The 14,367-nt window shown below is 60.9% G+C and carries 9 protein-coding genes and 1 pseudogene; 1 reads left to right on the top strand and 9 read right to left on the bottom strand.

The genetic code is table 11. The annotated features are described in order from the left end of the window. The 9 genes and pseudogenes from G3N58_RS21950 to G3N58_RS21910 form a co-directional block, all read right to left on the bottom strand. Nucleotides 1-498 (bottom strand): annotated as a pseudogene (locus G3N58_RS21950) (hypothetical protein); the annotation flags it as partial. Next, a complete protein-coding gene (locus G3N58_RS21945) occupies nucleotides 491-1,540 on the bottom strand; it encodes a sugar ABC transporter (protein ID WP_206000209.1) in 1,050 nt (349 codons plus the stop codon). The pseudogene G3N58_RS21950 and the gene G3N58_RS21945, both read right to left, overlap by 8 nt. Before the next feature lie 103 nt (nucleotides 1,541-1,643). Beyond that, a complete protein-coding gene (locus G3N58_RS21940; RefSeq protein WP_206000206.1) occupies nucleotides 1,644-2,363 on the bottom strand; it encodes an ATPase in 720 nt (239 codons plus the stop codon). Nucleotides 2,364-2,370: 7 nt separating this feature from the next. Then, nucleotides 2,371-3,732 carry an ABC transporter permease gene (locus G3N58_RS21935; protein ID WP_206000205.1) on the bottom strand — a complete coding sequence of 454 codons (1,362 nt, stop codon included), beginning with the start codon at nucleotides 3,730-3,732 and terminating at the stop codon, nucleotides 2,371-2,373. A gap of 9 nt (nucleotides 3,733-3,741) precedes the next feature. Further along, nucleotides 3,742-4,704 carry a polysaccharide biosynthesis/export family protein gene (locus G3N58_RS21930; RefSeq protein WP_206000204.1) on the bottom strand — a complete coding sequence of 321 codons (963 nt, stop codon included), beginning with the start codon at nucleotides 4,702-4,704 and terminating at the stop codon, nucleotides 3,742-3,744. A 155-nt stretch (nucleotides 4,705-4,859) separates the two neighbouring features. Further along, nucleotides 4,860-7,058, bottom strand: coding sequence for a glycosyltransferase (locus G3N58_RS21925; protein WP_241017197.1), 2,199 nt, complete (start codon nucleotides 7,056-7,058; stop codon nucleotides 4,860-4,862). A 115-nt stretch (nucleotides 7,059-7,173) separates the two neighbouring features. Further along, nucleotides 7,174-9,657: a tetratricopeptide repeat protein gene (locus G3N58_RS21920; RefSeq protein ID WP_206000203.1), complete on the bottom strand. Its 2,484-nt coding sequence runs from the start codon at nucleotides 9,655-9,657 to the stop codon at nucleotides 7,174-7,176. A 32-nt stretch (nucleotides 9,658-9,689) separates the two neighbouring features. Then, nucleotides 9,690-10,952: a nucleotide sugar dehydrogenase gene (locus tag G3N58_RS21915; RefSeq protein WP_346778288.1), complete on the bottom strand. Its 1,263-nt coding sequence runs from the start codon at nucleotides 10,950-10,952 to the stop codon at nucleotides 9,690-9,692. Nucleotides 10,953-11,123: 171 nt separating this feature from the next. Further along, a complete protein-coding gene (locus G3N58_RS21910; protein WP_206000201.1) occupies nucleotides 11,124-12,146 on the bottom strand; it encodes an EAL domain-containing protein in 1,023 nt (340 codons plus the stop codon). Nucleotides 12,147-13,478: 1,332 nt separating this feature from the next. Between G3N58_RS21910 and G3N58_RS21905 the strand changes: the two genes are divergently transcribed. Beyond that, the gene (locus G3N58_RS21905; protein ID WP_206000200.1) at nucleotides 13,479-14,201 is read left to right on the top strand and encodes a SapC family protein; all 723 of its coding nucleotides are present in this window, start codon (nucleotides 13,479-13,481) and stop codon (nucleotides 14,199-14,201) included. The last annotated feature ends 166 nt before the right edge of the window (nucleotides 14,202-14,367 follow it).

Raw genomic sequence — 14,367 nt, 5'->3', positions numbered from 1 at the left:
GGCCTGGGTGCGCAACTGGATGCGCGTGGCCAGCAGCGCGACGTCGTCGGGCGCGAGACGGGCCGCCTCGTCGACATGCGCGATCGCCTCGCTCCAGCGCTTGAGCCGCGCGAGCACGCTCGCGTAGCTGCGCCGGTCGTCGCCGCTCTCGGGATAGGCACGCACCAGCAGGTCGAACACCTGGGCCGCCTCGGCCAGCGCCCCGGACTTGACGAGTGGCGCGACCACGAGGCGGCGCACGTCGGCGCGGCCCTGCGCTTCGCGAATCCGCGGCGCGTCGAGGCAGCCGATTCCGGGCGCGAAGCCGCGCGAGCGGATCAGCGCAATCGCCTTCAGAAGGCCCGCATGGGCGTCGAGCTGTCCGCCGCCGCGCTCGATTTCGTCGAGTTGCGCGAGGCCGGCCTCCCAGGCTTCGGCCCGGATCGCACGTTTCGCGGCGTCGAGCGGGGAGACTGCGACGGCGACTATCGAGCGTTCCACCAGTGGTTCATCAGCCATGCCTGAACTCCCGGTACAGCGCCTGGGCCATCCGCACAACGAACGCGAAGACGAACCCTACCGCCAGCGCCTCGATCAGCAGCAAGCTCGTGTTCGGGCTCCCAGGTTGCACCTCTGGAACCGGGCGAGCGATCACGCTGAGGTAACGCTGCAGCCGAAGGGTGTCGGTGAACGCCTGCTGGTAGTTATGCCGGGCCGAGGTGAGATTCTGGTCTGCGAAGGTCTGCGCATTCAGCAGCGCCTGATAGGACTTCAGTCGGCTCGCCTCTGTATTTCCCTTTCCACTCATACGAGCACGCACGTCGTCGAGCTGCTTGCGCAGCGCGCTTACCTGCAGCTGCGCAGGCCGCAGCATCGGATGCTCGGGGTTGCTCAGCGCGCGAACCTTGTCGAGATTGATTTTCGCCGTGTTGAGCTCGGCCTCCAGTTGAGCGGAAAGATTCAGCAACATGCCGGCTTCCGCCTCGGGGTCGATATTGCCGTTGCGCACACGCCAGTCGGCAAGTGCACCTCGCGCGACGATGGCGTCCTCCTCCGCGCGCGTCACGGCTTCCTTGCTGACCTTCAATGTGTCGGCAATGCCCTTCTCGTCCATGTTGCTGACGAACTGCTGGGCGAGCCCGATCAGTGCATCGGAGATCGTCCGTGCATCTGCGGGCGAAAAGGCACTCACGCGCAGTACGTCGATCTGCTCGATCATGTTGTACGAAACATCTATCGCGTCGAGATAAGCGCGATAAAGCTCGTCCTCGCCGGCTTGTGGCGACAGCCGGTTCAACGGATCGAGGCCGGTGTACGCGAGGTACGTCCGCAAGCCGATCTCGCTGTCGAGCTGGCGCATGCAGTCACGCGAACGGATGAAGTCGGCGACAGCCCAGCCGTCGACGAATCCTCCTACCGCACTGCCTCCATTGCCACTCGATAGCAGGCTCGCCGAGGCGCTCTGGGCGGACGACTGGGGCGTGCTGGAGCGCACCGAGAAGCGTGATTCGGCGCCATAGCGAGGTGCCGCGAAGGCGAGCGCGTATATCGCCGCCAACATGACCGGCACGAACACGAGGCCGATCGTCATGAGGCGCTGGCTGCGCCGGCGCCGCAATGCCTGCTCGCGCACCTTCGCGCGCTGCGCGACTGGAAGTTCCTCGCTAGACACCGAACTGGTTTCCGGCGCCAACATCGATGAAGCTGTCTTCGCCTTGTGCTCCCGATTCGCTGCGAGATCTTCGGTGCGGGAATCGGCGGATACATTCTTCGAGGTCGTCGTCGATCCGAAGGCCTTGTTGCTCATAGACCAAACCCTTGGTGCAGTAGTCCATCATCTGCTGATGACGGTAGGTTGATAGAAGCAGCGTGCGTCCCACCAGCCGCTCCTCGAATAGCGCAAGCCACAGGTTCGTGAAGCGGCACGCCTCGAACGGGATCGCCCCTTCAACGACGTACACGTCGAAATCTGGCGCGAGGGCGAGCGCAAAAGAGAATTCCTGCCGTACATAGAGTGGCCAGTGTTCCATTGGCCGCAGCAGATACTCAGGGCTCGTCAGCAGGTCCGACACCAGTGCAACGCATGGAGTGGACTCCATGCCGTAGAGCGCGCATACGAACTCGATCATCCGAAGCCCAGTCGCCTTGCCGCGCACGAAACCTTGCCGCCCCAACGGCCACGAAACGCGCCCCTGGTGCTCGACAAACCCTTCGCGTGGCGGACGCAGACCCGAGATGATGTCGACAATGGCTCGATGAAACTCGGGCCTGTGCGAGAGCAGCGCATAGCGTCCGTGCGGAATACCCAGGTCGACCGCCTCGAGCAGTGGTTGCCGTACGCCGAAGAGATGCGGTGCGTCCGTGACACCGTTCAGTTCGATCATGGCGCGCTCACATCGGTTGCACGTGGGGTCGAGCGAGCCGTTCCATGGCCACACCGAGCACGCAAAGAAAGACCAGCGCCGTGATGAAATACGCGAAGCTTGCATCCTGCGAGGTGTAGCTGGCGAAATACGACGACCTCAGCAATTGCATGCCGTGCGCAAACGGCGACCACAGAAAGTACTGCCGGTACTGTTCCGGCAACTGCTCGGTGACGAAAAAGACGGACGAGAACATCTCCAGGCAACGCTCGATAACGGGCGCGAGGCGCAGAAAGAAGCGCCAACGGGTCGCGATGCTGCCAAAAATCAGCCCCATCGCAACGCTCGCGCATCCCATCATGACGACGTAGACGATCGCACCCGACCAACGCACCGGCAGCGTGATGAGGCCCAGAGCATGGCCGACGCCGATCAGAATCGCGTAGACACCGAGATAGATCACGATGAAGAGACAGCCCTGCACGAGTGCTATGGCAAGCGGCGTAACGGATTCGAGATTGATGAGCCCGCGCGCCGAGACGTAGCTTGTGCTCGTGCGAAACACCACCTGCCGGAACATGATCCACGTTGTCGCGCCCAGCAAAGAGAACGTGGGCACGTCCATGCCGAGCACGTAGTGTGTGCCCATCAGGAAATAGAGCGACGAAATCAGGCTCAGCAGCACGGCGGGGCCGACCACGGACCACAACAGCGCGACGCGGCTCTCGTTCTGGAGCACGTGCAACTGAAACCGTAGCAACGGCGCGATGCTCGCGAGCCGCGACTGCAGTGTGCCCGGCTGCGCGCCATGCTGACGTGCGCGAATCCCGGAGAGCTGCTCGCGCAGCAGTGCGACTTCGCGCTTCTCGTGCGAGCTCAGAGCGATCTCGTGTGCAATGTCCTCCCGCGAAGCGAGCCGCCGCGCGTCGCGCGCTTCCTGTTGCTTGCGTTGCTGCTCCCGGCGTTCGAACCCATCGGTCAGACGCGCGTCGTCGGTGTCAAGCGTCGCTGGCGCGTAACCTGTCATCAACACGTCAACGCCCGCGCGGATATCGATTTCCAGCAGGCGTGTGACCATGCGCAGTTGACGCCGCTGAAAATCCGCGCGCCCGGGCTGCGCGCCTTCCCGCGCGAGCTTTGCGTCGAGTTCGCTCTCGAGTGCCTCGTATATGCGCCGCCGGCTGGCCACGCTCTCGCGCGGAGCGCTGGCGAGCGCATCGAGCACGCCAGTCAGCACGTCAATGACGTCGCCCGCTCCTCGCCAGTCGGGGCGTGCACCGAGCTGGCCGGCAGCGGCGCTGGAAAGTGCTTCCGCTTCGGCGGCCTCGCCATCGACATGTCGTGTCGACCGACGCTTACGCCAGTTCCTGATCCGATCCTGGTTGCTCATGTTCTGCCTTCACTGCGACAAGCCGGACACAGAGCGCGCGGTGCCAAGCGTCGCACTAAAAGCGGATAGAACCTTCTGGATCTGCGTAAACGGTGCGTCGGATATATAGATTGCATCCCCGTCCTGCACCGAGAATTTGCCGGCAAGGACCATCTGTTCAGGCTTCGTGAAATCAAACTGATAGACGACGGGTGGCTTGTCCGCGCCCATCGGGGTATCTGCGCGAATGCGCAGCAGGAAAACCGCCTTTGGATTGGCAAGCGAGTCGCCCAACCCACGCGAATCGCCGAGTGCGTCGAGCACCGTGTAGTTACGCTTACTGAGCCTGACTCTCGACTGGGCTCCCGTGGCGCCGAGTACGATCAGATCTTCCACGATGTTGTGCACAACAATCGAGTCGCCAGCGCGCAGTGCAATATTCTCCGCGCTATTGCGATAGATATCGGACAGACGCACCGAAGCACTCTCGCCATGCCGTCTCACCGTGATCGCGAGTTGCTCGGGGTTCGTCTGGTTCGGCGCCGCCTGGCTCAACAGTCCGCTCAGTCGTTGTGTGCCAGGCCCGATCGGGTACACACCAGGTTTGCCGAGATCACCCTCGATCGTCACGGTTTGCCCGCGTCGGTCTGTACGCTTCACGTTGACATCGAGCCCGACCGTTACGCGACTCAGGCGCCGTTCAAGCGCGTCGCGCAGCCCGGCCGGCGTCAGGCCTTGCGCATGCACGCGGCCGATCTGCGGAACGTAGATCGTACCCGCCTCGTCGATGACTATCTCTCCCATGTCTGTCATGCCGCCAGAGCCACCCGCACCATGAGCGAAGACGCCTACACTGTCCTGCCCCCACAGCGAGATATCCACGCCGTCACCGGGGGCCAGCTTTTCAGGGTCAATCGGTTGCGTCTGTAGGAAGTCAACCGGAAAGCTTGCGCTGCCTGTCGCGCGCGAAGCAAGCGCGAGCGCTGGCGTCACGCTGACTAGCTCAATATCATTGCGATCGCGAGAATCCTGCACCTCGCTCAGGAGTGGCCCGCTACGAGGAATCACGCACCCTTGCAAAGCAGCGCAGAGGCAGAGAGCCAGGGCCATAACCAGGCGGTCAGGCATGCGAACAAGGCAGTACGACATTAATTCATCACCCGATTTTTGGGTTGTTCCCCTGGCAGGGAGCGTTCCTCGACGGGCTCTTCACGCCAGCAGAGGCTCATGAACGTTTCGAGCATCGCCTCCACCGAAAAAAGTTCGGTGGCCCGCTGGGTTGCCCGTTTCCTCACGGCGACGTCTGCCTGCGCACTCTGAACAAGTTGTTCAATCTTTTCGCATGCGTCGTCAAGGTCAGGGTTCTCCGCGCACGCGAGCAGATGTCCGGTCTCACCGTCTATGAAGCACTCTCCCGCCCCACCCGCAGGCGTCGACACCATCAGGATGCCGAGAAGCTGCGCTTCAATCAGCACATTCGGCAAGCCCTCGTGGCGCGAGAGCAGTACCTTGACGTCCAGCTTCGAGTACCAGAACCCCACGTGCGCTGAAAGCCCCACAAGCAACAGGCGGCCAGCGATGCCAAGCTCTGTCGCAAGCGCGTGCGCCTCTTCGAAGAAACGGCCATCGCCCACGATGACGAACCGCGCAAGAGGACGCCGCTTCAGATACCGATGCGCAAGCCTGATCCACAGGAGTGGGCGCTTGTCCGGCTCGAGGCGAAACACGCCACCGATTGTTTCGGTCGCGTCCGCCGTGCGCCCAGCAAACTCCGTCCACTTTCGCTCGTCCTGTTCAGAGGCGAGTGTGCTCATCTCAGGTACGCCGTTGTAGAGGACGTGAAAACGCCCAAGCGGCAGCCCCAGCCACTGCGCGTACTCGCGCGCGCCGGTCATGCTGTTGCTGACGAATTCGACGCCGGGCACCTCGGCAATGGCGCGAAAGAACGCGGCATACTCCGGACGATTACGCTCCTGCCGGATATTCGGCGGTAACCCGCGGAAGACGAGATGGATCGTGGGCACGCCGGCAAGCAGCGCGGCGAGGGCGCCAAAAAGGCCAGTGCCGTCCTGCCAGAGGCTTACGACATCGAACGCGCGCTCGCGCAGATACGGGGCGAGACGCGTAACACCGTAGTGCACCTGTGGCGGCAGGTTGCCGAGCATGCGCAGCAGATCTGCGTCGGGAATGTCCTGATGTGTGGCCGAGACTACCGGCATCGAGTTGATCTCGGAAACCTTGACACTAGCCTCCCGCAACATGCCAAGGAAGAAATCGAGACACTGCGGTCGGTCAACGCGAGCGGGATTGGAGTGTTGCTTGACCAGCACTTCAACATCACCCACGTCGCAGTTCGTGGTGTTCTCGTCTGCATTGACCGCCTGCGTGGAGAGACGTTGCAGTTGCACAGCGAGCCGCGCTAGCTGTCGCTCCGCACCGCCAGGCCCTAGGCTACCCGTCACGAGCGCCACCGAAATGGGCTTTCCGCGCGGCGATTGCGACACGACCCGATTGCGAAAGCGCAGAATGGCCTGGCGCATCGCGACGATCTTGATGTCTTGCCCCGTAAGATCGGTTTCGGATTCGTATCGACGATAGAACGCATAGTCGTCAAAGATCTTCGCGACAAGTTGGCCCCCTTTGCTCTCAGGCGCGAACTCGTGCGCGACCGGCGCGATGACCTGAACCGCCTCGGCGACCATGCTCCGCCTGGCCAGGCGCTTCGCGAACGCGATTCGCAGGTCACGACGATCATGCTTCGCTATGGCGCGCCTGAAGAGGGAATCCGACACTTCGTTCGCCTTGATGTCGGCAAGGAATTCAGCGCGAGCCAGCACCTTGGCCGGATCGTCTGGTTGGTCGGGAAAGTGGCGGTCTGCAAGCGCCATGGCCTCATCGATACGACGCTCCTTCAAAAGACGGGTCGCGTAATGCCGTGCCACAACGAGATCATCGGGATACTCGAGAAGAAGATCGCCCCATTGTGCGAGCAGGCCCATGCTGAGTCCGGTTCGCTCCCGTATCTGAAGCAGCCCGATACGCACAGTCCTGTCGTCTGCCGCCTGTTCTGCCAGTCGCTCCGCCTCGCCCAGATGATTGCGCGCGCCCTGCATGGTCGTGCAGGCCGCAAGCAAGCGTGCCAGTTCTTCGTGCAGCGCAGATAAGCCTTCAGTTGTCTTCGTACCAGTTTGGGGCTGCTGCGTAACCGGCGACGCAACTTCGCGGGCAACCGATGCCTTCGTGCTGGCCGCCTTGGGCTTCGGTGCCGCCCGCGGCTTTGCAGAGGAGGGTGCAGTTCTCGCGGTGAGCGTGCTCCCACCCGTTCCTGTTTCTAATGTTTTAGCCAATTTTAAAACTCAGCTGCCATATCGTCGAAGTACTCAAACCATGTTCGTGAACGTGCGTTCGAATGAGGGGGGGGGCAGCTCTCGTCGCCTAGACCGCCAGCGCGTTGTTTGCCAGTCACGCGACATTCCTGCGTTTTGCGCAATCGATGTATATCCGGCACTTCTGGATATTTCCGTCGATTAACTCCGGTGACGCTGAGAGAGTACGCAGCACCTGCCAATACTTGAGTGCCAGGTCAAAACGGTGCGTGCGCATAGCCCCGATCGCCGCAGCCTTCAACCCGACCGGGTCTTCGGGCGCGAGGCGCAGGATCGTCTGGCCAAGCAAGAACCGATCCGCGTTGTTCGCGGCATCGAGTGTCTTCAGCTTCACACGGAGCCCCGCGAGTACACGCTTTCTCTCTTGCGACACTTCTTTGTTGTCCGCATCGAGCTGCTGCAAACGTTCAAGAAGTGCCCATGCGCTGTCGTAGTCACCGGCGTGATGCGCTTCGCGGGCGAGCCGGATGACGCGGCTACGCAGGCCCATGATCCGACGCTTCGCCTCGATGCGCCTAGCTGGGGCGCTCGAATGCGAATTCAGCACTCGTGCGTATGCGTCGATCGCCTCGCCGTAGTAACCGCCACGGACAGCCATACGGGCCAGCTTTATCCATGTGCTCTCCGTGATGTCCTCGTGCTGCGCCGCATCGCGCAGATAGGCCAGCGCGGTGTGGATGTCACCGATCGCTTCGGCCACGCGGATGCGGAAGCTCACCAGCTCGGGGAAGGTCGTGAGTGTCTGGCTCGCAATAGCAAGCATGTCCGACGCACGTTCGTAGTCGCGGGCGGTAAGCGCTGCGCGCACGTCCTGGCGAATCTGGCGTTCGAGTTGTCGCCGCGCGCGAATCAGCCCATTGCCGTTCGGGTTAATCTGAGCGCGCGCCTGAATCTTGTCCGCTGCCTGGAGCGTGTCGCCTGACACGAGGGCCGCGTTGCCCTCTTCAAGCCACGTGGTGCCGAAATGCCCGATCCAGTCGACCACTGCTCTGCAGTTGCTGCGCGTGAGACCGTGGGTCGCGACGAGCAGCGCTGAGGGGGTAGCAAAACCGGCCCTAGCGGTGCGTTGCGCGAGCGAGAGAATCTCGGTCTCGCTCATCTCCACGGGTTCGCGCGACAGTTCCAGAAGCGCTGAACGATCAGACGTCTCCAGCGCTCGGTTCCAGAGCGCCAGCAAGCTTGGCGCGTGAGTCGGCATTGCCTCGCGCACTTCGTGCGCCCACTGGATCGTTCCTTCCCCATCGTCCGCCGATTGGAGCAGAAGAATCACCGCCGTCGCCGCAGCCGACGCATCGGCCGCATCAGTCGTAGTCCTAAACAAGTGCTTCCATGTCGCCAGCGCGGTTGCCGTGTCGCCCAGCTTTCCGGCCGACTCCGCACAGATGCGTAAAACGGACGGGGCCTCATGCTCATCCGCGATCAGTGCGGCAGCAAGCCGGGCCGCCTGCTCATAGCGTCCGGTTTCGAAGTAGCACTGCATGAGCAGAAGATTCGTTTTTTCGTCGAATTCCGACTCCGCGCCGAACGATTCGAACTGAGTGGCTGCACCCTCGAAATCACCCAAATCGTGCTGGACGCGGCCCAGCAGCAATCGATGCTGTCGGCCACCTTCACCGCGGCGCAGGATAGCGTGTAGCCGCCGAGAAACTTCGAGCACCTGCCCGGCGTTCCATGCGGCCTCGAGGCTATGTGCCGTATCCTCGTGCTGCACGGAGCCGGTCTTTTGGGGCGAGTAGATTTCCGACGAATCCATTCGGGGCACCACAAATTCCGTATACCACGCCTCGCAGAGCTGGTCCGAGAACAGATCGGTGTAGTGCGTCAGATCGAGGCCGCCGTTTTCCATCGCGTTCGCCTGACCCAGGTTGCGCATGAGTGGCGTCGGGTCGTAGCACGGCACGTTCATGCGCTTCGCAATCGCACGCACTGCGTTGATCAACATGCGACGTTGCTCGACCGGCATGTTGTCCGGCGTATCAGCATTCACATGTGTAACGAAGACCAGATTGTCCTTGCCGACCATCCTGGCGATCTGCTCCATCTCTGCCGAAACTTCCACATCCGTGAGGTCGCGGCGCTGGATGCGCGCAAGCAGATCGCGGTCAGCCGGCGGGAGATGCTGGAACGTGAAATCTTGCTCAAGCCATTGGCGCCGCTCAGTCATTTGGTCAGGCGTCGCCATCGACCAGAACAGCTTGGTTCGCTTCCTGTCTGCGAAGAAATCGCCGAAATGACGCACCATATAGTTCATCTGAATCGGGTGATCGTCGACGCTCAGGAGCTTTCGCGAGGAGATCTCCACCAGATAGAGGTCGGCACCGGGCCACGCCTTCTTCTCGAAGCTCCCGGATGAACCAGGACGAAACGTGAGGCTGCGTACATCAGCTGGGATGTCTTTCTTGCCGAACATGAACTGCAGTTGCTGAAGTGCTTCGGAACTCGTATGGACGAACCCATAGTTGCGGGTCAGAATCGGGCGTACAGGAAAGCGTCCGGCACCCCGGCGTAGCGGCGTGTGAATGCGGCAGGTACCAATAGGCGCAATCGTGAAATGAGTCATGATGGTCGTTCAACTATCCTCTGCTCTACTGCTTAGAGCGCCCAATAGGTAAGCCTGCTTTTCGTGATCCGTTCGCCATCGAGTGACGACTTCAGATCGCACACGATCCCGCCGTCCGCGACCATTTCGGGCAAATCGCTCTCTATCGTTTCCATGATCTCGCGGTGCGGTACGGCGAACACGAGTACGTCCAGCGCCTTGAGTTCCTCATGGCCTACGAGTTTGATCCCGTATTCCTCATGGACCTGCCCGGCATCGGCCATCGGGTCATAGACGAGCGGAGACATGCCGTAACGCGTGAGGGCTTCGTAGAGGTCGACAACCTTGGAATTCCGGATATCAGGCACGTTTTCCTTGAACGTGATACCAAGAATGCCTACGCGCGTAGTGGGCTTGAGGCGATGGCGGCTCGCGATCACCTGAACGAGGCGGCCAGCGACATAGTCGGCCATGCCGTCGTTAATGCGGCGCCCAGCCAGGATCACTTCGGGGTGGTAGCCGAGTTCCTGCGCCTTCGAGGTCAAGTAATAAGGATCGACGCCGATGCAATGACCGCCGACAAGACCGGGCGTGAAGCGCAGGAAGTTCCACTTGGTGCCCGCGGCCTCAAGTACTTCGGACGAGCGGATGCCAACCAGATCGCAGATTTTCGAGACTTCGTTCATGAGCGCGATGTTGATATCCCGCTGCGTGTTCTCAATCACCTTGGCTGCTTCGGCCACCTTGATCGACGAGGCGCGGAACACGCCCGCCTCGATGATTGTCTCGTAGACGGCGGCGATCTTGTCGAGCGCCTGCTGGTCCTGGCCCGAGACGATCTTGACGATCTTTTCGAGTGGATGCTCGCGGTCGCCCGGGTTGATCCGTTCGGGGCTGTAGCCGAGCTTGAAGTCGATGCCGCAGCGCAAGCCCGAACTCTTTTCGAGCACCGGAGCACAGATGTCCTCGGTCGCACCGGGATGGACGGTCGACTCGAACACCACGATGCTGCCCGATTGTAGAACCGGACCGATCAGCCGGCAGGCGCTTTCCAGTAGCGAAAAGTCGGGACTGCATTTTTCGTCGACGGGCGTCGGCACTGCAACCACGAAGAAGTTGGCCCCCGCCAGGTCCTCGACCTTGTCGGTAAAGCGCATCGTCGAGTCGCGCAGCACGTGCGGCTCGATTTCGCCGGTCCAGTCCTGGCCATCGCGCAAGTTCGTGACTCGCCGCGCGTCAACATCGAACCCCGTCACTTCAAAGTGGCGCGCGAGTGCCACCGCCACGGGCAGACCGACATAGCCCAGTCCACACACTGCAATCTTCGTAGTCACACAATACCTTTTTAATAAACAGCGCGCCGGAGTCCCGAAAAGCCATAAAAGTCTCGCGGGTACAAACGCTTTGATCCAGATAAATGAACCCATGGACCGGCCGTAAGGCCGGACCTGAACGTAGTGATTCCCCGCCAATCAGAAATCTGCGTTTCAGTGAGTACTGCTTATGTTCAGACCGGAAATAACATCATGCTGAAAGCATGGCCCCTGGATGTGTGTCGCACCAGCTAGCTCAGCGATCACCAGGTCATCCTCGCCCTCGACGCCGGTAATCACGACGTCCGCACAGGTGCCCCGTGCCAGCAAGACGAGGTTGCGCAAGAAGTCTTTGGCGGGCTCGCTCTCGCGCGCCTCGCGCAGGCGCCCTGCATCGATCTTCACGACATCGACACCCAGCGTGGCCAATGCTTCAATGCTGCTGTGACCACCGCCCACGTTGTCTAGCGCAACCTGACATCCGAGCACCTGAATCCGGCGCACGAACGCGCCCACCTTCCCGAGATCGATCGACGACGTGACTTCCGAAAGCTCGATCACGAGCCGCTGCGCGATCTCGCGTTGCTCGCCCAGCACAGCGAGAATGGAGGTCCACGAGGCATCGAGCGAAGCGCTCTGCGCCGTCACGTTGCATCCAAGCGAAAGGTCTGGATTCGATTGCAGCGCGCGGACGGTTTCCTCAACGGCCCAGCTGTCCAGCCGGCAAATGAGACCGAGCCGCTCAAGTGGTGCCACCAACTCCGCTACTGGTCTGCGCACACCGTGCTGCGTCCAGAAGGGCACCACCTCGTAATAGCGGACGATTTCCGCATTCTGCAGGTTGCAAACCGACTCCGCGTCGAAGACGAGGCGATCAAGGTTCTTCGCCGAGAACAGGCGTTCGGCTGCCTTCATGTCCGAGAAAAAGCGTTCGCGCCAGCGCCGCTCTTCCTCGCCGGGGCGCCCAACGATCACACCGGAACCAGCGGTCGCGATATCAAAAGCACTCTCCACCTGCTCGACAACCGACAGCGAAACCGTGACGAAGACGATGTCGCCTGCGATTCCGATCGGCTGGTCAGCGAGATCACCAAGAATTCGATCAAGCAGCAACCCGACCTGAACGGAACCCTGGCCAGGCGATGGCGGACCACCGAGCGGCGAGTCAAAGATGAACAGGATCAGGTCGTCGCTCATCGCTGCGACGCCAGGCACTGATCGACACGACTCGCGCGCGCGTTCAAGAACGACGTGCCTTACGGCAAGCGCGCCTTGCGGCCCCCAGGCACGTTCGATCTCGCGCAGGTTGGTAACCGTAGCAGCAACGCACAGCGTAGCCTCCGGCTCATACGAATTGGTCACAGGTCGTATCTCTCACAAAACAGATCTTCTTCGGAAGTCCTGCCGCGGCACCTTTATCAAGGTACAACGGCATCAGAAAAGAGAATATTGGGTGAACAGCTTGCAACCGTAGAAATGGCGCACTCCTTGGATCTTATTTAATTAATATTCCTAATGTATGTAGTCTATCGGCCATCGCCAAAAATTCCATCTGACCAGTCCGAAATTCTGGGCATACTGAAAATCCGTTCTGATAATTCTCAACTTTTCAGATTTCTACGTATCCTTGCCGGATGAGCTTCTCCGGAAAGTTAGAGGAGGCCTCACTCCTTCGGACGGCTTTCTATGACTTTTTAGTGGAATCTCCGGGGCAATCACGCTCCCGATTTAATCGGGGGCAGCGTCGCAAAGTTTGCCTCATCCGGCGTCTGATCCGCCAGGCTCGAATGAGGCCGTTTCGGCTTGTACAGCTCAATGCAATGTAATTGCCGATGGAGCACCGGGGGCATGGCTAACCGATTCGTAGGCGCGCACGCGAGCCGCTTCATACTTGAAGCTGTGCCACCGCGTTCGACGAACACGTCGTCGCACCAGGCCCCTTTGCCGTCCATCGACAGCCGCGCGCCCCAAGTTCAGCACGGCCTCGGTGAACGTGCTCGCCGTGGATATCGATCATCGACGCACGGGACCGAAAATTCCGGAGCTGAGTTGCGCGCCCCGTCGGGCTAACAATAAATTGGTTCGCTATAGAAACGAAGAAGATGTATCCCAAAAGTTTGTCAGATACATCTGATATTGAGATTCAACGGGGTGGCCGAGAGTTTTACGAATATCCGCCGCTACGACTGCTCGCCCAGATGCCAAGTCAAAACACAAAAGACAGGTAGTGGCCAGCAAGGACAAGATAAGCAAACGGCAACGCTGGTCACTTTCCCTGGTTCTGATAATTTTTAAAAATCTCCAGGCATCGCTCCTCCTATCTCTCTTGCCTCGATTTTCTCCAGGGAAGCCTAAAAATACCTGGATTCAGGTATTTCCTTAACCCCAGGTGCCTGCTGAAAATAAAAAAGCACACTTGCAGGCGCTGTTGCCAGGGACTTTGGCGCTTTCCGCAGGTTCCACCGAACAAACAGGCCCGCGCGTTTCCGGTTCCTTAAAACCGCCGCCATGACCAGGGAGATTTCAACCATGCCCACCATGATTTTCTACGACAAACCAGTAGCCCTGAATCGCGAACGGCATCGGGATTCGAAGCTTTTGCGCCAGTCGGGCCAGTTCCAGTTTGCCCGCGATACCAACTCCGTGTTGATGGCGGGCTCCGAGATCCACGAAGCCGCCCGCCATTATCCGGTGGTATTCGTCAGTGCTCCCGACAATCAGTACACGCTGGCGGCGCTGCTGGGCCTGCGCGATCACGAAAACCTGTTTGTGGATGCCGACGGCCAATGGACGAGCGGCGCCTATGTGCCGGCCTTCGTACGACGCTATCCCTTTGTGCTGGCCGAGGGCGACAACGATCAGCTTACGGTCTGCGTCGACGAAAGCTATCCCGGCTGGAACCAGGCCGACGGCGAGTGCCTGTTCGACGATGACGGCAAGGACACGCCGCTGCTGCAAGGCGCCGTGGAATTCCTCAAGTTGTTCCATGGCGAGATGCAACGCACGCGCGTGTTCTGCGCCAGGCTGGCGGCGCTCGATCTTCTCGTGCCCAAGACCATCCGCGTGGAACGCGATGGCAAGCAGGAAGTCCTGAACGGCCTGCACGTCGTTGACGAGGACAAGCTGCGTGGTCTGGACGACGCCCAGGTGCTGGACCTGTTCCGTGACGGCTGGCTGGCGTGGATCCACGCGCATCTGGGCTCGCTAGGCAACGTCGAGCCGCTGGCGCGCCTGCAGACGCACCTCCAATGACTTCTTGAGCCCAAAGCCGCATCGCCGCCGACAGGATGGCGATGCAAGGCGGCGTCACGGCTGGTACGGGACTAACCACCTGTGCGTCCCCGTCCCCACGCGCTCCCACAGGGCGCGCCCGGCACATGCCCCTGTTTCCCGCACCGTCCCTCGCGAAGCGGCGGCG

Source organism: Paraburkholderia sp. Ac-20342 (genome assembly GCF_017104985.1).
In the GTDB taxonomy this organism is placed as follows: Bacteria; Pseudomonadota; Gammaproteobacteria; order Burkholderiales; family Burkholderiaceae; genus Paraburkholderia.
This window is presented reverse-complemented; position numbering and strand designations above follow the sequence as displayed.

Excerpts from the sequence above, each read along its gene's own strand:
- G3N58_RS21945 (WP_206000209.1), bottom strand. The coding sequence starts at position 1,540 with ATGTTGGCGGCGATATACGCGCTCGCCTTCGCGGCACCTCGCTATGGC.
- G3N58_RS21940 (WP_206000206.1), bottom strand. The coding sequence starts at position 2,363 with ATGATCGAACTGAACGGTGTCACGGACGCACCGCATCTCTTCGGCGTA.
- G3N58_RS21935 (WP_206000205.1), bottom strand. The coding sequence starts at position 3,732 with ATGAGCAACCAGGATCGGATCAGGAACTGGCGTAAGCGTCGGTCGACA.
- G3N58_RS21920 (WP_206000203.1), bottom strand. The coding sequence starts at position 9,657 with ATGACTCATTTCACGATTGCGCCTATTGGTACCTGCCGCATTCACACG.
- G3N58_RS21910 (WP_206000201.1), bottom strand. The coding sequence starts at position 12,146 with ATGAGCGACGACCTGATCCTGTTCATCTTTGACTCGCCGCTCGGTGGT.
- G3N58_RS21905 (WP_206000200.1), top strand. The coding sequence starts at position 13,479 with ATGCCCACCATGATTTTCTACGACAAACCAGTAGCCCTGAATCGCGAA.